15 protein-coding genes, 1 tRNA gene and 1 pseudogene are annotated in these 18,655 nt (G+C 57.7%); 11 read left to right on the top strand and 6 right to left on the bottom strand.

Annotated elements, in window-relative coordinates:
- Nucleotides 1–3 precede the first annotated feature (3 nt).
- Both SO058_RS09095 and SO058_RS09090 read right to left on the bottom strand, forming a co-directional pair.
- Nucleotides 4–1,431 carry a sensor histidine kinase gene (locus SO058_RS09095; protein ID WP_320842680.1) on the bottom strand — a complete coding sequence of 476 codons (1,428 nt, stop codon included), beginning with the start codon at nucleotides 1,429–1,431 and terminating at the stop codon, nucleotides 4–6.
- Nucleotides 1,428–2,393 carry a substrate-binding domain-containing protein gene (locus SO058_RS09090; RefSeq protein ID WP_320842679.1) on the bottom strand — a complete coding sequence of 322 codons (966 nt, stop codon included), beginning with the start codon at nucleotides 2,391–2,393 and terminating at the stop codon, nucleotides 1,428–1,430. Before SO058_RS09090 ends, SO058_RS09095 begins: the two co-directional genes overlap by 4 nt.
- Nucleotides 2,394–2,752: 359 nt before the next feature.
- Here SO058_RS09090 and SO058_RS09085 point away from each other — a divergent pair, with 359 nt between their 5' ends.
- The 6 genes from SO058_RS09085 (at nucleotide 2,753) to SO058_RS09060 (ending at nucleotide 10,906) form a co-directional block, all read left to right on the top strand.
- Complete coding sequence (locus tag SO058_RS09085) at nucleotides 2,753–3,874, top strand: ABC transporter substrate-binding protein (RefSeq protein WP_320842678.1); 1,122 nt, start codon at nucleotides 2,753–2,755, stop codon at nucleotides 3,872–3,874.
- A gap of 22 nt (nucleotides 3,875–3,896) precedes the next feature.
- Nucleotides 3,897–5,411, top strand: coding sequence for a sugar ABC transporter ATP-binding protein (locus SO058_RS09080; RefSeq protein ID WP_320842677.1), 1,515 nt, complete (start codon nucleotides 3,897–3,899; stop codon nucleotides 5,409–5,411).
- The gene (locus SO058_RS09075) at nucleotides 5,411–6,358 is read left to right on the top strand and encodes an ABC transporter permease (RefSeq protein WP_320842676.1); all 948 of its coding nucleotides are present in this window, start codon (nucleotides 5,411–5,413) and stop codon (nucleotides 6,356–6,358) included. The genes SO058_RS09080 and SO058_RS09075 overlap by 1 nt, the downstream gene beginning before the upstream one ends.
- Before the next feature lie 7 nt (nucleotides 6,359–6,365).
- Nucleotides 6,366–7,313 (top strand): ABC transporter permease, encoded by a 948-nt coding sequence (locus SO058_RS09070; protein WP_320842675.1) that lies wholly within the window; start codon nucleotides 6,366–6,368, stop codon nucleotides 7,311–7,313.
- 4 nt (nucleotides 7,314–7,317) lie between these two features.
- On the top strand, nucleotides 7,318–8,148 hold the full coding sequence (locus SO058_RS09065; RefSeq protein WP_320842674.1) for an N-acyl homoserine lactonase family protein: 831 nt from the start codon (nucleotides 7,318–7,320) through the stop codon (nucleotides 8,146–8,148).
- A gap of 130 nt (nucleotides 8,149–8,278) precedes the next feature.
- Nucleotides 8,279–10,906, top strand: coding sequence for a calcium-translocating P-type ATPase, PMCA-type (locus SO058_RS09060; RefSeq protein ID WP_320842673.1), 2,628 nt, complete (start codon nucleotides 8,279–8,281; stop codon nucleotides 10,904–10,906).
- 253 nt (nucleotides 10,907–11,159) lie between these two features.
- Here the strand turns inward: SO058_RS09060 and SO058_RS09055 are convergent, their stop codons facing one another.
- Nucleotides 11,160–11,327 carry a hypothetical protein gene (locus tag SO058_RS09055; RefSeq protein WP_320842672.1) on the bottom strand — a complete coding sequence of 56 codons (168 nt, stop codon included), beginning with the start codon at nucleotides 11,325–11,327 and terminating at the stop codon, nucleotides 11,160–11,162.
- A 230-nt stretch (nucleotides 11,328–11,557) separates the two neighbouring features.
- On the opposite strand from SO058_RS09055, the gene SO058_RS09050 reads away from it, so the two are divergent.
- Nucleotides 11,558–12,187, top strand: coding sequence for a GNAT family N-acetyltransferase (locus SO058_RS09050; protein WP_320842671.1), 630 nt, complete (start codon nucleotides 11,558–11,560; stop codon nucleotides 12,185–12,187).
- 75 nt (nucleotides 12,188–12,262) lie between these two features.
- On the opposite strand, the gene SO058_RS09045 is transcribed toward SO058_RS09050, so the two are convergent.
- Nucleotides 12,263–12,336 (bottom strand) — tRNA-Gly (locus SO058_RS09045).
- Nucleotides 12,337–12,465: 129 nt separating this feature from the next.
- Here SO058_RS09045 and SO058_RS09040 point away from each other — a divergent pair.
- The 4 genes from SO058_RS09040 to SO058_RS09025 all read left to right on the top strand — a co-directional run bounded on the left by SO058_RS09040 (nucleotide 12,466) and on the right by SO058_RS09025 (nucleotide 16,871).
- On the top strand, nucleotides 12,466–13,038 hold the full coding sequence (locus tag SO058_RS09040; RefSeq protein WP_320842670.1) for a biotin transporter BioY: 573 nt from the start codon (nucleotides 12,466–12,468) through the stop codon (nucleotides 13,036–13,038).
- A gap of 83 nt (nucleotides 13,039–13,121) precedes the next feature.
- Nucleotides 13,122–13,997 (top strand): hypothetical protein, encoded by an 876-nt coding sequence (locus tag SO058_RS09035; protein ID WP_320842669.1) that lies wholly within the window; start codon nucleotides 13,122–13,124, stop codon nucleotides 13,995–13,997.
- Nucleotides 13,998–14,022: 25 nt separating this feature from the next.
- On the top strand, nucleotides 14,023–15,795 hold the full coding sequence (locus tag SO058_RS09030) for an S-layer homology domain-containing protein (protein WP_320842668.1): 1,773 nt from the start codon (nucleotides 14,023–14,025) through the stop codon (nucleotides 15,793–15,795).
- A gap of 143 nt (nucleotides 15,796–15,938) precedes the next feature.
- Nucleotides 15,939–16,871, top strand: a complete 933-nt coding sequence (locus SO058_RS09025; RefSeq protein WP_320842667.1) for a (4Fe-4S)-binding protein — start codon at nucleotides 15,939–15,941, stop codon at nucleotides 16,869–16,871.
- Nucleotides 16,872–17,019: 148 nt separating this feature from the next.
- On the opposite strand, the pseudogene SO058_RS09020 reads toward SO058_RS09025, so the two are convergent.
- Together SO058_RS09020 and SO058_RS09015 are read right to left on the bottom strand one after the other, a co-directional pair.
- Nucleotides 17,020–17,610: pseudogene (locus SO058_RS09020) on the bottom strand (manganese catalase family protein); the annotation flags it as partial.
- Between the two features lie 97 nt (nucleotides 17,611–17,707).
- On the bottom strand, nucleotides 17,708–18,613 hold the full coding sequence (locus tag SO058_RS09015) for an AEC family transporter (RefSeq protein WP_320842665.1): 906 nt from the start codon (nucleotides 18,611–18,613) through the stop codon (nucleotides 17,708–17,710).
- Nucleotides 18,614–18,655: the final 42 nt, after the last annotated feature.

Raw genomic sequence — 18,655 nt, 5'->3', positions numbered from 1 at the left:
CCTCTATTCCTCGCGGCGGCAGGGCAACGTGAAAGAAATTTCCGTGCCGCGCCCCGCCTCGCTTTGAATGGCAAGGCCGGCGCTGTAATACAGCCGCAGCCGCTGACTGATGTTGTAAAGGCCGAAGCCCTCGTGCCCGCCGCTGTCGGGCGCGAGCGCGGCACGCACCTCGCGCAGGCGTTCGGGATTCATGCCCGCGCCCGTATCCGCGACCGAAAAGGTCATGGTGCCGTCTGGATGGTGCACGCCGCGCACGGCGATTTGTCCGCGTCCGCGCTTATTTTTCAGGCCGTGGTAGATCGCGTTTTCCACAAGCGGCTGCAAAAGCAGCTTGAGGATGCGGCAGTCAAGCAGCGCCGGGTCAATGTCGATCTCATACCGCATGATGCTCTCATACCGCACGGACTGGATCTGCAGATAGCTGCGCACATGCGCGACCTCCTCGGCGACCGTGATATAATCGCGTCCGCGGCTGAGCGAAATGCGGAAAAACTGCGTGAGCGCCATCGTCATCTCGACGACGGCCTCGTGTTCCTGCTGCTGCGCGAGCCAGACGATGGTGTCGAGCGTGTTATAGATAAAATGGGGCGTGATCTGCGCCTGCAGCGTGCGCATTTCGGCTTTTTGCAGGCTGCGCTGGTCGGCCACGCGGTGCTCGATGAGCTCGCCGAGTTGGTCGGCCATGGCGTTGAGGCTGTGTGTCAGCGTGCTGAGCTCGCTGACCGCCGGCTGTTCGGCGCGCGCCTCCAGGTTGCCCGAGGCGAGCTGGACCGACATGGCTTCCAGTGTCTCAATTGGCTGCTGGATGGCTTTTTGCACCGCGCGGCAGGACAAGATGGCATATCGCAGCAACAACAGCAGCAGCACGGCGGCAAGCGCCGTGATCGCAATCGTCGCGCGGCGGATCTGGCCGTTTGTCTCCGCGATCACGCCGATCTCAACATAAATGAACTCCTGCAAAACGCTTCGCATCAGTCCGGTCACACTGCGCACCTCGCGCAGCATCTGTTCATTGGAATAGAGCGCGGAATGGTTGTGCACCGGATGGCCGAACTGTTCCACATACGTGGCGAGCGTGTCGTTCAGGCGGGTCGCGGCCTGGATATATTGGCGGCTTTCATAGTGGTCGGAGGAGCTTAGCAGCAGGGAGAGCTTGTGCGTTATGCTGTCCATTAACTCCTGCTGTCGGCTCGCGGCAAAGGTCTGTTGTCCGGCGACGATCTCCCAAAGCTCGCTTTGCAGCTCCTGATCCGCGACTTCGATGATGTCCCGCGCGTCCGCGATCGCGCTGATGTGCTGATGGTAGCGAGAGGTCATGGGAAACAGGAACAGCATGAGCAGCATGGCCGGGATGGACAACAGCAAAATGATGGCCACATAAGAGGAATGCAGATGGTCGGCAATGCTGGCGACAGGATGTTTCTTGCTCATGACAGACTGCCTCCGCCCACCAGAAGCTGGCCGCGCAGCAGCGTTTCCCGCTGGACGACGCCCGTGTTCCGCGCGAGCGCGCGTACCGTTTCGACCGCGCGCCCGGCGAGCGCCTCCGGGTCGCACCGTCCGAGATAATCAAGATATCCGGCGGAAAACGCCTCCATGGCCTCTCCGCCGCCGCCCACGGCGAGCAGCGAAACATCCTTTCCAGGCTCAAGGCCGTATTCGGTGAGTGCGTCGATCGCACCGAGCGTCATCGCATCGCTGCAGGACAGGATGGTATTAAACTCATATTCGTTTTTGAGCAGACCTGAGATAAGCTGATAGGCGCGCGAACGCATGAAATCGCTGTTGATGCTGTATCCCAGCCGGGCGTTTCCGCCGGCGTCCAGTTTGTCACGGAAGCCGCCGGACACCTGCGCCGATACCCACGAAGCGACTGTGCCGCCGAGCTGCACCAGCCGGAAGTCATCGCCCCGCGCTTGTAGAAACGCACTGGCAAGCTCACTGGTGAGCGTATAGTAATCATAGCCTACATGGTAGACCGGACGGCCCTCTGTCTCGGCGTCGCTCAGCTTTTCGCTGAGGGTGACAAGCGGGATATCGGCATCCGCCGCTTCAGAGAGAATATATTCCCACCCGCTCTCCATGACGGGGGAAAACAGGATCGCGCTGACGCGGTACACCAAAAAGGTGCGGATCGCGTCGATCTGGTCGGACTGGGTGCGCGTGGAGGAAATCGTCATCACCTGAATGCCCTGTGCACGCGCGTCGCGCGCAATGGATTCATAGAGCGCAGTTTTCCAGTCGTCCTCCGAGTCGGTCAGTACCAGGCCGATGACCAGCTCGGGCGGCTGCTCGACCGGTCCGGGCCGCTCGAAAAGCGCGGTCGCGCCGATAAACAGCATGGCAGCGATCACGAGAACGATCGGGGGGAGAAAGGCTTTTCTTGAAAACATGGAAAATTCTCCTTTCCAGCATGTTTACCGGCTGTTTTTTGCTCTGATTCCAAGATACAATAAATTTTTTGCCTTGACAAGCCACGCGCGGCAAGGGGCAATATTTACCGCGGGGAAATCTGTTAGCTTCCTTGGCGGAAATCGGGAAAAACGGCGATTCGCCCGTACCATTTGCGGCGGGAAAGCGAAATATTACAAATTATTATGATATTTTTGTGTTAGTGCGCGCGGCGTACCGGGATTTCCCATAAATTACGGTCTTTTAAGCTGCAAAAAGCCTTGTTATACTGAAACCACGTTCTGAGAAGGGAACGATGGGAACGGAGCACAAACGGGACAATAAAGGAGGAAGACTTATTATGAAAAAGAAGCTGTTATCTCTGCTCAGCCTGCTGCTGATGGGTTCCATGCTGTTGACTGCCTGCGGTACGCCCGCAGCGGAGCCAGATGCGCCGGGCGGTGAGCCCAGCGCTTCCGGTGAGGGTGCGGGAGACGCGCCGCAGGTCGGTGAAGGACAGGTAGACACCACAGCGTTTAAAAAGGACGGGCCGTATACGATCGGCTTTTCCAACATTTCGGTCGTCAACACATTCCGCATGCAGATGGTGCGCGAGCTGGAAGCCGCGGCCGATGAGGCGGGCGTGACGCTCTATACGACCGATGCGGGCGGCGATACCTCCAAGCAGGTATCCGACATTCAGGATTTGATGGCGCGCGGCATCGACGCGCTGCTGGTCGCCCCGGGTTCGACCACCGCCACCAACGCGGTCACCAAGAAAGCGTTGTCGCAGAACATTCCGGTCATTATCTTCAATTCCGAGGTCGAGGACGAATCGGCGTTCACCAGCTATGTCGGCACGGACGCGGTCGAGTTCGGCTATGTCATGGGAAAGTGGCTGTTAAATGAACTGGGCGGCAAGGGCAATATCATTGTGCTGGACGGCATGGCGGGCGCAGGCGTTGGTGAAATGCGCTCGAGCGGCCTGCAAAAGGCGCTGGACGAACTGCCGGACGGCGGCAAGAACATCAATATTTTAGCTACCTATTATGCCGACTGGGCGTATGACAAGGGCAAGCAGGCAACCGAGCAGGCGCTCGCGGCCTATCCCGAGATTGACGGCGTATGGTCGCAGGGCGGCGCGATGACGCAGGGCGCGCTCGAAGCGTTCCAAGCGGCCGGACGTCCCCTCGTGCCGATGACAGGTGAGGACAGCAACGGCTTCCTCAAAGCATGGAAAAACGCACAGGCGGACGGCTTTAAGGCAATCGCTGCAAGCGACGCCTGCTGGGTCGGCCGGGTCGCGCTGGACAGCGCGCTGCAAGCGCTCGCCGGTGAACCGCTGGATAAGTACAATTACATCCCGGTGCCGACGATCACCGACGCGGATATCGATCAGTATGTCCGTCCCGAGTATTCGGATTCCTACTGGTGCAACACCAAGCTGCCCAAGGACGTGGCCGACGAATATTATCTGGAGTGACCGATGAAAAGAGGCGTGGAGTATGGAAAAAGGGCAGACCGTTTTGGAGACCCGCGGCATCACCAAATCGTTTTACGGCAATCAGGTGCTGACCGACATCAATTTTAGCTGCGCCGCCGGGGAGATCCACACGCTGGTGGGCGAAAACGGCGCGGGCAAGTCCACGCTGATGCGCATTCTTTCAGGCGTATACCAGCCGACGGCGGGCGAAGTCCTGCTGTTTGGCAAGCCGGCGGCGTTTTCCGATACCCTGCAGGCGCAGAAGGCAGGAATCAGTATCATCCATCAGGAGTTTAACCTGGTGCCGTACTTAAGTGTTGCGGAGAATATTTTTCTTGGGCGGCAGAAGCGGAAGAAGCATGGCGGCATGGATTATGCCGCCATGCGGGAACGCACGCGGGAGCTGTCCCACATGATGAACATGGAGCTGGACCCCGAAGGGAAAGTGGCTGACCTGACGGTCGCGCAGCAGCAGATGGTCGAGATCATGAAAGCCATCGAGCTTGACACGCAGATCATCATCATGGACGAACCGACGGCGGCGCTCACGCCGGTAGAAGTGGGGTCCCTGTTTCAGACCATGCGGCGGCTGCGAGACGCGGGACGCACGATCATCTACATTTCGCACCGTCTGAACGAGGTTTTTGAGATCTCCGACCGCATCACCGTCTTAAAGGACGGTGTGATCACGGCGACCCGCCGCACGGAGGAGACGACCAAGGACGAAGTGGTAAGCCTGATGGTCGGCCGCAAGCTTGACCACATCTTTCCGCCGCGGGACGAGCCAAAACCCGGCGAAACCGTGCTGGAGGCCGATGGGCTTCAGATCGCGCCGGGGAAAGCCGCGGCGTCTTTCCGGGTGCGGGCAGGCGAGATTTTGGGCATCACCGGGCTGGAGGGACAGGGACAGCGCGAAATTTTGCGTGCGCTGTTTGGGCTGCACCGTTTGTACGCGGGCGAAATCCGCATGGGCGGCGAAGCCGTGCGTTTTCAGACGACGCGCGACGCTATGCGGCGCGGCGTCACGTTTCTGACGGACGACCGCAAAAACGAGGGCCTGTGCCTCGATCAGCCGATTTACCGCAATATCGCGCTGCCGGTGATCCGCAGGCTGAAAAAAGGCGGCTGTATCACGGTTTCGCGGGAAAAACGCGAGGCGCAGCAGTATGTCGAACTGATGAACATCAAGGCGGAAAGCGCGGACCAACTCGTGCGGCGGCTGTCGGGCGGCAACCAGCAGAAAGTACTGCTGGGCAAATGCCTGTCGCCCGCGCCGCGGGTGTTGCTGGTGCATGAGCCTACGCGCGGCATCGATGTGGCGGCCAAGGTGGAAATCTATACGCTGCTCAAAAAGCTCGCGCGGGAGGACGGCGTGGCCGTCGTCATGGTATCGAGCGATTTGATGGAGGTCATCCACGTCAGCGACCGCATTCTGGTCGTGTACGACGGCGGCGTGACCGGGGAGCTTGATGCCCGGGACGCGACCGAAGAGGGCGTTATGCGCATGGCGACCGGTGTGGGAAAGGAGGGCGGCTGATGCGGGTCAAAGCGTTTCTGAAGAAAAACGACACAGTCGCCATCGTTTATGGTCTGTTGGTCGTGGTCGTGCTGGCGGGCGCTATGTCTTCGCCAAGGTTTTTGACCGGGCTTAACATTGGCAATATTTTTGAGCAGGCTGTCGGCCTCGGCATCGTCTCGCTCGGGCAGGTGCTTGCCATCCTGCTCGCGGGCATCGATCTGTCGGTCGGCGCGGTCGTCAGCATGTCGACGACGATCATGTCGCTCCCGCTTGTTCCCGGGCCGGCCGGGATCGCGGTGAATATCGTGATCTGCCTGGCTGCGGGTGCGCTTGTCGGCCTGTTCAACGGCATTGGTATTGTCAAACTGAAATTGCCGCCGTTTATCATGACACTGTCGACCATGTGTATCGTAAACGGCGTGGCGCTCAAAATCCGCCCGGTGCCGGGCGGCGAGATCCCATTCGATTTTATGGATCTGCTGTTCGGACGCTGGGGCGTGATCCCGCATGCGGCGCTGCTGTGGCTCGCGCTGCTCGCGCTTATCGCATGGATGCTGCACGATAGGCAGTTTGGACGGAATCTGTACGCGGTCGGCGGCAGTGCGGCGACCGCGGCGCTCTCCGGTATCCGCACCGGCCGCGTGACGCTTCTGGCGCATGTGCTGTGTTCTGTAATCGCGGCAGTCGGCGGCGTCTGCGTCGCGGCGCGTATGGGTTCGGGCGATGCGACGCTCGGCGACCTTTACGGCATGGATTCGGTGACGGTCTGTGTGCTGGGCGGGTTCAGCCTGTTCGGCGGGCGCGGCAATGTGATAGGCCTTCTGGCCTCTACGCTCATTTTGAGCGGTATCAGCAATATCCTCAATATGGCGGGCATGAGCTCGTATTACCAGTATGTTGTAAAAGGGCTGATCCTGCTGGTGACCGTGCTGGTATTCTCGCTCAAGGGGCGGAGAAAGGAGTGAACGCGGCATGGATAACAAACTGAAAACGCGGCGCATGCCCGACGTTCCCATCATTCTGTGGGGGCTCATCCTGCTGGTCGTGCTGCTCGGCATCGTGTCGCCCAACTCAGTGAAACCCACGCACCTGCTCGATTTTACGCGGCAGGCCGCGCCGATGATTCTGGTATCCATCGGGCAGACCATCGTCATGCTAATCGGCGGGCTTGACCTGTCGGTCGCGGCGGTTATGGTGCTGACCGACGTCATTGCGGCGCAGATGATGATGAACGATCCCTCGAAAGCGCTGCCGGTCGCGCTGTTCTGCGTGCTGGTCGGCGCGGTGATCGGCCTCATAAACGGGCTTTTATGCGCGGTGCTGCACATGCCGTCTTTCGTGGTTACGCTCGGCATGAGTACGCTGCTGCTCGGCGTGACGCTTTTATACAGCGGCGGATCACCTAAGGGCTCGATCCCACAAAACTTCCGCTTCCTGGGCACGGGCTTTCTCGGAAAGATTCCAATGGCGGCGATTGTCTGGGCCATCGTGGCGGCCATCGTTATTTTGGTGATGAAATACCTGCCGATCGGGCGTTATATCGTGTCGACAGGCGTCAATCCCATGGCGGTCTACCAATCGGGCATCAGCCATGTGCGCATCCAGCTTTTATGCTATGTGCTGTGCGGCGTGTTCGCGGCGTTGGCGGGGCTGCAGATTTCGGCCTACATCGGCACCGCCAGCCTGCAGCTTGGCGAGGATTATCAAACGCGGTCGATCGCGGTCGCGCTGCTCGGCGGCGCGGCGTTCACAGGCGGCAAGGGCAGCGTCCCGGGCACGATTTTGGCCAGCCTGTTCATCGTTGTCATGTCGAGCCTGATCGCGGTGCTCAACATGGACGCGGGCGACCAGAGCATCATTCAGGGCGCGATCATTCTGGTCGGCCTGCTGCTCAGCGGCGCGTGCAAAAAGGAGGCGTAATTTGGTGAAAGGTTTGGAATTTGCGATCGTGCGCTATGGCTCGATCTGGAACGACCCGGCGTGGAATCTGGCGGTGCCCAATCCGGCTTCGGCTTCCCGCACCAAAGTGGAAAGTACGCTTGCGGAATATCCGGCTTCGTTTATATTGATTAAACATCCGCAAATTGGGTATATTCTGTATGACGTGGGGGATTATCCCTCAGGCGAGGACGGCGTGCCGCGCTCGACTTTTTGGAAAGAATACTTTCCCGTCCAGATGGTGCGCGAGGACTATGTCGACCAGGCTCTGCCGCGAAACGGCGTTCCGCTTTCCGATATTGCGTGCATCATCCTGTCCCACATGCATTACGACCACGCGGGCGGCATCAAGTTTTTCCCTGGCACCCGTGCGGCGGAAAACGTTTATGTGCCGAAAGCCGATTTTGAGGCAGCGTGCCTCGCGACGCTCGCCGAGGACGGCGAGCGGGATACCGATTCGCCATATTGGCGCAGCGTTGTGACCACAAAAGGAATTACGTACCGTTTTCTGGAGCAGGATGTCGAGCTGTTTCCGGGCGTGCATGTGTTCCTGCTTGCCGGCCATACGCCTGCGGTAGGCGCGCTGCTGCTCGAATGCGAAAGCGGGAACTACCTGTTCCCGAACGATGCGTGCAGTTCGCGTCAAAACTACGGTCCGCCCGCCAAGCCGACCGCTATTATGCATGACAGCCTGGCCTATCAGAAGAGCGCGGCAAAGCTGCGGCAGATCGAGCAGCAGTATCACGCCCGGCTGATCTTTTCTCACGACCTTGACGAGGACAGGTCTTACCAACACCTGCCCGTTTTTTACCGCTAATCTCTTTTCTCTCTCCTCTCTCTTTTTTTCAAACAGAAAGGGCCGGTCATAAGGACCGGTCCTTTCTGTTTCCTTTTGTGCATAAAACCGTTTGCCGTCTCATAGGTTTGTCCTACGAGGAGGGAATGGCATGCAAATGGAACAGGCATCGGGTCTCAGCGATGCGGAAGTGGAACAGTCCCGGCAGAAAAACGGCGCGAACGAACTGACGGCGGGCGAACGGCAGACCTTTCTGCGGCAGTTTTTGGCAAGCTTTGGCGACCCGATCATCAAGATCCTGCTGGCGGCGCTGGCGGTCAATGTGATCCTGCTGTTTCGAGAGGCGAACTGGTTTGAATCCGTGGGGATCGCGCTGGCGATATTTTTGGCGACCTTTGTGTCCACCCTGTCCGAATACGGCAGCGAATCGGCATTTCTCAAATTGCAGGCGGAAGCCGCGGCGGCAAAATGCCGCGTGCGGCGAAATGGGAAACTGTGCGAGCTGCCGGTGAGCGAACTGGTGGTGGGGGATATCGTGCTGCTGCAGGCGGGCGAGGCAGTGCCGGCGGACGGCGTGCTGCTGTCGGGCAGGCTGTCGGCCGACCAGTCGGCGCTCAATGGCGAAAGCACGGAGCAGCGGAAAACACCGGGCGGCGCGAGCGGCGATTTTTTATCGCCGAGCGGCCTGTTCCGCGGCGCGGTCGTCACATCGGGCGAGGGCGTTATGCGCGTGTCCGCAGTTGGCGACAAGACGTTTTACGGCAGCATGGCGCGCGAAATGCAGGAGGGCACGCGCGAAAGCCCGCTCAAGCTGCGGCTGGAGAAGCTGGCGGGCGTACTGAGTAAGATCGGGCTTGCGGCGGGCCTGTTTGTGGCGGGAGCAGACCTGTTCAATTCGTTTGTTCTGAGCTGCGGTATGGATCCCACGCTGATCGCACAGCAATTCCAGAACCCGGCGGCGGTTTTTGGACATGTCCTGCATGCAGCGACGCTTGCAATCACCGTGGTCGTCGTGGCGGTGCCCGAGGGGCTGCCCATGATGATCACCGTCGTGCTGTCCTCCAACATGCAGCGCATGCTGCGCGACCATGTGCTGGTGCGCAAGCTGGTCGGCATCGAGACGTCGGGCAGCCTCAATATCCTGTTTACGGACAAGACGGGCACGCTGACGCAGGGCAGGCTCAAGGCGGTCAGCTTTGCGTGCGGCAGCGGCCTGCGGTTCCGGAGCCTCGACCAGCTCAAGCGGCGGCGCGCCCTGTGGGAGCGCTTCCAGCTTTGCAGCGTGTACAACAACGCGAGCGAATTATCGGGCGGCCGCGCGATCGGCGGCAACGCGACCGACCGCGCGCTGCTCGAAGCGGCCTGCCCCGCGCCGGGCACAGCAGGCGGGCAGAAAACCGTGACTGTGCCGTTTGACAGCGCGCGCAAATTCGCCGCTGTCCGCGCGGGCGGCATGACCTTTGTCAAAGGCGCGCCGGAAAAAATCCTTCGTGCGTGCACGCACTATCTGGATGAGCAGGGCGAGCGCCGTCCGCTGTACGCGCAGACGCCGGTCACGGCCGAATGGGAGGACATGGCGCGCCATGCGATGCGCGTGCTCGCGCTCGCGCAGACCGAAGAGCCGGTAAACAGCGAGGGCGGCCTGCGCGGCCTGACGCTGATTGGGCTCGTCGGTATCCGGGACGACCTGCGGCGCGAGGTGCCGGCGGCTGTCCGCACGGCGCAGCAGGCGGGGGTGCAAATCGTCATGATCACGGGGGATAACAAGGAGACCGCGGCGGCGATCGCGGGTGACGCGGGCCTGCTTGACCGTGCGGACAGCCTGATTCTGACCAGCGCGGAGCTTCAGAAAATGAGCGACAGCGAGCTGATAGAACGCCTGCCCGCGCTGCGCGTGGTGGCCCGGGCGCTGCCGACCGACAAGAGCCGCTTGGTGCGCGCGGCGCAGCAGCGTGGATTGGTGGCGGGCATGACGGGGGACGGCATCAACGACGCGCCCGCACTCAAAAAGGCCGACGTGGGCTTTGCGATGGGCAGCGGCACCGAGGTCGCCAAGGAAGCGGGCGACATCGTCATTCTGGACGACAACTTTTCCTCCATCACGCGCGCTATATTGTATGGGCGGACGATTTTTAAAAGCATCCGCAAATTTGTGATCTTCCAGCTCACGATGAACCTGTGCGCGGTGGGCGTTTCAATCATCGGGCCGTTCTTGCAGATCGACACGCCGGTGACGGTCATTCAGATGCTGTGGATCAACATTATCATGGACACGCTGGCGGGACTGGCGTTCGCCGGGGAAGCGCCGCTGCCCGAATATATGCTGGAGCGGCCCAAACGGCGCGACGAGCCGGTGCTCAATCGCTATATGCTGCACCAGATCGCCTGCATGGGCGTGTATACGATCGTGCTGTGCCTGGCATTTTTGAAGCTGCCGTTCTTTCAGGGGCTGTATCACCAGAGCGAGAACCCCATTTATCTGCAAACCGGCTTTTTCACCCTGTTTATCCTGTGCGGTGTGTGCAACAGCTTCAATACGCGCACCTACCGCGTCAACCTGCTGGCCAACCTGCGGAAAAACCCGCTGTTTGCAGGGATCATGGCTGCAGTCGTGCTTATCCAGATCGGCATGGTTTACTGGGGCGGTACGATGTTCCGCACCGCGCCGCTGACGCTGGGCGAACTGGGGGCCGTGGCGCTGCTGTCTGTGACCGTCATCCCGGCCGATCTGCTGCGCAAGCTCGCTTTGCGGCGGAAAGGCATCCGCGGGTCGATTTAGCGCAATCGAAAAGGGGCGGGCTCGAAAGCCCGCCCCTTTATTGATTTATGATTGTCTGCACCGGCGGCGCCGGCAGCAATACCGGCCATTGCAGAACCAGCAGCTGCAGCAGTCTTCGCAGCATAAAAAGCTTGGACAGCGTACGCAACAGCAATACATAGGATCACCTCTCTTTCTGAAAGATGATACTACAGTATATGAAAGCGCGGTACGGATTGCGAACGGGTGAAAAGTCCACTCATACACATTTCGGTCACTGATGCTTGGCTTTGGCTTCTATAAAATCGGCGGCCTCCTCTGCGAGCCTCTCGGCCTCAGCTTCGGAATAGTCCTGCTCGGGCAGCTTGCCGAGCTGCGGGCTGACGATGCCGGCTCTGGCCAGTTTAACAACGATATGGCGGTAAACTTCATCTGCATTCATGGGTTCTCTCTCCTAGCAAAACAACGATTGATAAATAAATATTATTAAATCTATTATAACATGAAAATATGAAAAATTCAAAGGAATACTATTTGCCGCTTTTCGACAGGATACAATAAAACAAATAGGGAATACGCTTGCAGTCCATATACATCTTGCATGCAGATCAATATTCGGCTAGAATGGGGGTGTTATAAAATATTCGGCGTCTTAAGGGAAAGGAACATGTAATGATTATCAGGAATGAAGAAAAACGAGATTATAAAGAGGTAGAAGCAATTACAAGAAAGGCTTTTTACAATTTATATATGCCGGGATGCGTGGAACACTATTTGGTTCATGTCATGCGGGAGCATGAAGATTTTATACCGGAATTGGATTTTGTGCTGGAACTTGACGGACGTATCATCGGGAACATCATGTATACCAAAGCGAAGCTGGTTGATGAGAATGGGGCGGAAAAAGAAATTCTTACCTTTGGCCCTCTCTGCATCGCACCTGCGTATCAAAGAAAGGGATATGGAAAGCTGCTAATGGAGCATTCCTTTCAACAGGCGGCATCGCTTGGCTATGATGTGATTGTCATCTTTGGAAGCCCTATAAACTATGTGAGCAGTGGTTTCAAAAGCTGTAAGAAATACCATATCAGCATGGAGGGAAAATACCCGGCGGCAATGATGGTGAAGGAATTAACTCCCAATGCGCTGGACGGGAGAAACTGGTTTTACAAAGACAGCCCTGTCATGGCCATTTCCGAAAAGGAAGCGCGGGAATATGATGATACGCTCGAGCATATGGAGAAAAGAATCCAGCCAAGTCAGGAAGAATTTTATATTATAAGCCAATCTTTTTTGGCATGACACCAATATGGATGCGTGAAAAAGCCGGTATATTCAGAAAAAAGAAAAGCACCGCTTAAGCGGTGCTTTTCTTTTTGGAGCGGATGATGGGAGTCGAACCCACCTATGCAGCTTGGGAAGCTGCCGTTCTACCGATGAACTACACCCGCGTGTATTCATATTTTAGTGCGAAATCGGCGATTTGTCAAGAGTTGGATAAAGTAAACCAAAAAATACAAAATGGTTGACAATGGGAGGTGGGCATGGTAAACTGTGTAAACAACAAGGAGGACAGACACATGAGCCAAAGAAAACCCATTCCGACCCGTATGCTGGTGCTGTGTGCGTTATTTACCGCACTGATCGCTGTCGGCGCATTTCTGCGCATTCCGGTCCCGCTGTGGCCGTTTACGTTGCAGTCTCTGTTCGCAACGCTGGCCGCGTTGCTGCTGGGACGGCGGTACGGCACGCTGTCGTGCGCCGCTTATATCGTGCTCGGGCTGGTCGGCCTGCCCATTTTCACCAAGGGCGGCGGGCCGCAGTATATCTTTGAACCCACGTTTGGGTGCCTGCTCGGCTTTGTCGTAGGTGCGTTCGTTGCAGGCACGGTCGTAAAACACGCTTCCAAGCGCGGCTTTAAAACGTATCTGCTGGCGGGGCTTGCCGATATGACAGTGGTTTACGTGCTTGGTATCGCGTGGTTTTACGGGGTCAAGGCGTTTTACCTGCATGATCCAATCGGATTGTGGCCACTGTTCCTGACCTGCTTTGTGCCGACCATCGGCGCCGATATTGTAAAAAGCATCGTGGCGGCAATGCTGGCCGCGCGGCTGGTGCCGGTTATCGGCATTCAGTCCGCGAAAGCGGAATAAGAGGGCGTATGCCCTCTTTTATTTTTGCCCGTCCGGTGATATAATACCTCTATTGGCAAAGGCTTGTGGGAAAGGGAATAATCATGGCAAAAAAACAAAAAAATCAGCACTCACCGGTGGAAAAGGCCGTGGAAGCGCGCAAGCGGGTGCGCCGCCGTCTGACGATCCGAGGCACTCTGTCGTTTTTTATCGTGCTGACGCTCATCCGCTCAGCTTTCATGCATCGTTATGAGAACGTGTTTGTATGCGTCCTGTCGCTTATCCTGTTCTGTGTTCCAATGCTTTTGGAAAAAACGCTGTCGATCGACATCCCGCCGCTGATGGAGGGCATCATCTACTGCTTTATTTTCGCGGCGGAAATTTTAGGCGAAATCAATTCGTTTTACACATTGATCCCTGGCTGGGATACCATGCTGCATACGATTAACGGTTTTTTGGTCGCAGCGGTTGGATTCGCGCTGGTCGATTTATTTAACCGCAGCGAACGGTTTTCCTTTAAGCTGTCGCCTGCGTTTCTGGCGATCGTGGCGTTTTGCTTTTCGATGACTGTCGGCGTGCTGTGGGAGTTCTATGAGTTTGGCATGGATCAGTTTTTTGGCACCGATATGCAAAAAGACTTTCTTGTGACCCAGATCAATTCGGTGCTGCTGAATCCGAGCGGACTTAATACGGTTGTGCATGAGCCGATTACGAGCCTCGTCGTCAACGGCAAGGACTGGATGCAGTTTCCGGGCGGCTATATCGATATCGGCCTGATCGATACGATGAAAGACCTTATGGTCAATTTTATCGGCGCGACGGTGTTTTCAGTCATCGGATTTTTCTATGTGAAAACGCGCGGCAAGGGAAAGCTTGCGGCCTCGCTGATTCCGGTCGTGCTGGAACAGCCGGAAAAAAACGAGGAGAAAACAGACGAAAATACGGAACAAACTTCGCAGGAGCTCCGTCAAAAGGAATAAGAACGCTGAAAAGGGGATTTATCCTATGAAGAAACAGATGATAAGCGCGGCTCTTGCCGCGTTGATCGCGGCCTCCGCGCTGCCGATTTCGGCCTGCGCAGCCACAGCTGCGGATCAGAGCACGCCGAAAGAGCCGGTGCTCAACCGGACAGACCACATGAAGTATATGAACGGTTATGCAGACGGCACATTCCGCCCGGATGCTTCGATCACACGCGCCGAAGCGGTCAAGCTGATTGCGGAGCTGCTCACCGATAAGGATGTGCAGGGCGACTATGTGTTCGCCGATATCAAGCAGGGCGCTTGGTATTATGACGCTGTGAATATACTGACCGGCTATTCGCTTGTTTCAGGCTATGCAGACGGTACATTCCGTCCGGACGCGTCGATTACGCGCGCTGAATTTGTGACCATCCTGTCGCGCTTTCCACACACCGATATCGGCGTGGACCGCGATTTCAGCGATGTGCCCGCGACGCACTGGGCGTACAGCGCTGTGCAGACCGCGCTTGCGCAGAACTGGGTCGGCGGCTATGCAGACGGCACGTTCCGCCCGGACGACCTGATTACGCGCGCGGAAGCGGTGACCATGCTGGGCCGCGTGCTTGGCCGGCAGGCCGACAAGGCGGTGGCGGCAAGCGCAGAGGGCATCCGCATCATGCCCGACGTGCCTGATACGCACTGGGCGTATTATGCGATGCTGGAAGCAACGGTTGCGCACCAGTATGAAAGCAAGGACGGCGTGGAAACATGGACGGACTTTACAAGGGAAACGACTGTGCTTGCACCTGGCTGGCATAATATTGAGGGCGAACTGTACCATGTAAACGCCGACCAGCTGTTCGATCGGAACACTGCGGTGGACGGGCTCGAACTCGACCGCAACGGCCGATATACGACAGGCTCTGAAAAGCTGGACAAGCAGCTGACCGAGGCGGTCCGGCAGGCGCTCAAGGGAGACAGTCAGGATCAGCTCGGCAACCTGCGCGTGGTTTACGAATACGCCAAGAATACGTTTGGCTATCTCGGCGTCGGCGAGGTTGACACTTCAAAGGCAGGCTGGGACATCACACAGGCCGAGAATATGCTGGAAACAAAGAAAGGCAACTGCTATTCATGGGCTTCGGCGTTTACCCATCTGGCGCGCAAGGTCGGCTATCCGGCTAAGGCGATCGTGGGCAAGGGCGTCAGCCCCAAGGGCAACGAGTCTGTGCACGCATGGACTGAGATCACGATCGACGGCGTGCCGTATACGTTCGACCCGCAGATCGAAAGCGTGTACGCCGCGCGCTATGGCGAGAAATACGACCTGTTCATGAAGAAGTACGGCGAAGCCGAGTGGGGCTACAAGGCTGATGAAAACCAGTCCGGCGGCGAGGCGCAGGAGCCGGAGGCCGATAAGGAGCTGGACGCCCTGATGGACAAGATCTACAAGGGCGCGGAATACGGCGGAATGCTCGGACGCACTCCGCTTTACCCGGGCATGGGCGGCGACAACAGCCGTTCGCTTAGCTGGTTCTTGGGAACGGACGATCTGGACATCGAGGCGGGCCTTGCCTCGGAATCCATGATCACCTCGCAGGCACATTCGGTCGTGCTCGCACGTTTTAAGGACGGGACTGACATGGAGCAGGCGAAGAAAACAGTTAAGGAAAAGGCTGACCCGCGTAAATGGATCTGCGTCGGCGTGAGCGAGAAAAACGTGCTGGTCGATGCGGTCGGCAATGTGCTGGTGCTTATCATGGATGAGGAAAATGCACAGACTTACCTGAAAAACTTTAAAGCGGCTTTGAGCTGAGACAACATAAGGAAAGCGGACGGCAGGATGTGCCGTCCGCTTTTTTCCGGCTTGTGCGCTTGTGCAGAGTATGTTATAATCTTAACAAGTGTTCCGGGGCTGCGACAGCGCGCGAGCCGCATGGACTTGAGGAGGAAGAGGATATGGCAATCACACCAAACGACGTTGCCCGTGTCAAGAGCATGGGATTTTTGCGAAATAGGGGCACCGAGTGCTTTTCAGGACGTATTGTGCCCGCGGGCAGTGTGTTTACAGCAGAGGAACTCATCGCGGTATCGGAGATCGCGGCGCGTTTCGGGAATGGGAAGATCGCGTTTACCACGCGGCTGACCGCCGAGATCGTCGGTATCCCATATGATAAAATCGACGACGCGATCGCTTTTGCCCAAGAGCATAGCCTGCGCTTTGGCGGCACGGGGGCGAAGATCCGTCCGGTCGCGGCATGCAAAGGCACTACCTGCATTTATGGCAACTATGATACGCAGGCGCTCGGCCGGGAGCTTCATGAACGGTATTACTTAGGCTGGGACAAAATTTCTCTGCCGCATAAGTTTAAGATCGCGGTAGGCGGCTGCCCAAACAGCTGTATGAAGCCCAGCCTGAACGATTTCGGCATTGAGGGACACCGCGGCCCGGTCTATGATATGGAGAAGTGCCGGGGCTGCAAGGTGTGTCAGATTGAAAAACGCTGCCCGGTGGGCGCTGCCAAGCTGACGGACGGCAAGCTGTGGATCGATAGCGAGGTGTGTAAGACCTGCGGCGTATGCGGCGACAAATGCCCGTTTGAAGCGGTTGCACATGAAGAAGAGGTGCGTTATCAAATCTTTGTCGGCGGCACATGGGGCAAATCAACGCGCGTGGGCACGCCGCTGTCGCGCATGGTAACGCGGGATGAGATCTTTCCGATGCTGGAAAAGACCATGCTTTGGTTCCGCGAAAACGCCTATCAGAAAGAACGCCTCGGCGCGGCAATCGACCGCCTTGGCGTGGACAAACTGGAGCGTGACCTGTGGGGAGACGATTTGCTGAAGCGAAAAGAACAGATATTGGCGGCGGAGATCAAGCCGCGTCCGTGATATGAAAAAGGAAAGCCTCCCGCTTGAGCGGGAGGCTTTTATTTTACTTTTTCATTTCTTTGGGTGGCTGCATCTCCGGAGGGATCATGCTGTCGCCAGAGTCCATGCGGGGCTGTGGCGAGGGCCACGGCCGCTCGGGCGGGCGAATGTCGATCGCGGGGTTGAACGCATAATAGTTCTTTGCATCGAGGTTATCCTGCACAACGCGCAGTGCGTCGCCAAAGCGCTGGAAGTGCACCACTTCGCGTTCGCGGAGGAACTTGAGCGGTTCACGCACATCAGGATCGTCGATCAGGCGCAGCAGGTTGTCGTAGGTCGTGCGTGCTTTTTGTTCCGCACCCATATCCTCGAATAGGTCGGTAATCGGGTCGCCCTTAGACTGGAAAGTCATGGCCGACCACGGTGTGCCCGAAGCAAACTGCGGATAAATGCCCGTGGTATGGTCGACAAAATAAGTGTCAAAGCCCGATTCCTTAATCTGCTCGGGGGTCAGATTACGGGTCAGCTGATATACGATTGCGGAGATCATCTCCATGTGGGCCAGCTCTTCGGTACCAATATCAGTCAGGATGCCCTTGCATTCCTTATACGGCATGGCGTAGCGCTGATTCAGATAGCGCATGGAAGCGCCAAGCTCGCCGTCCGGTCCGCCTAGCTGCGTAATAACAATTTTGGCGGCCTGCGGGTCAGGGTTTTTAATCTTTACCGGGAACTGTAGTCTCTTATCATATGACCACATTAATTGTCAGCTCCTTCCCAAGGCCACGGGTCGACGAGGCAAACAGCATACATATAAAAAATAAAGAGCTGTTAACATGAAAAACAGAGAATAGGGTCTATAAAAACAAAACAACGGCTGGCAGCGTGCATACGGCGAGCAGATTGCTCAGCAGCACCGCGTTACTGGCAAACCCACTGTCCGCGCCGTACTGTTCGGCAAAGGTCGCCGCGGTCAACGCAACCGGCGTAGCAAACATGACGCACGGGATGCCCAGCGTCATGCCGCCGAAGCCCAGCAGCCGCAAAACAGGCAGCAGGATGAGCGGGAAGAGTACCAGCCGCACGAGCGAGACCCACCAGACGGCCGGCGTCCGTATCAGGCCGCGTAGCGGCTGCCGGGCAAACCGGGCGCCCAGCGACAGCAGGCAAAGCGGTATGGTGATCTCGCCTGCCCATGTAAGCGCCTGGTGGACTGCGGCGGGCAGCCGGAAGGGCGACAAGAACAGCACGATTCCAACGCATGTCGCCATCAGGCAGGTGTTGGAGAGCAGGCCGCGCCATTCGATCTTTTTCCCGCGTACAAACAGGCCGACCGCATAGGAAAACGTGACCAGGTTATGCACCAGGTTGAACACCGAGGCATAGAAAACGCCATCGCTGCCATAAACCGCGCGGATGACAGGATAGCCCATAAAAGCCGTGTTGCCAACCAGAATCAGATATTGGTGCAGCCCGAGCGTGCGCGCGGGCTGCCGGGAAAACCGTCGCCAGAGCTCCAGTCCGGCGATTACAGCCGCGAAGGCGGCAGCGGCAATGAAGATCAGGTTGAAACTGTTTCGCGCGGTCTCCGGCGAAAAGTCCTTGTCCATCGCGGCGAGGATCATGGCGGGCAGCGTGACTCGGATCACGAGCGCGTTCGCCCCCTCATAAAACGAATCGGGCAGCCCCAGCCGCCGCTGCATACCCGCGCCGAGTAGCAGCAGGAGCAGCAGGGCCAAAAGCGAGGCGTACAATTCCTGCATAATAAAATCCTCCCTGAAAAAAGGAGCGCCGAAAGGCGCTCC

Source organism: Agathobaculum sp. (assembly GCF_034098985.1).
Lineage (GTDB): Bacteria > Bacillota > Clostridia > Oscillospirales > Butyricicoccaceae > Agathobaculum.
This window is presented reverse-complemented; position numbering and strand designations above follow the sequence as displayed.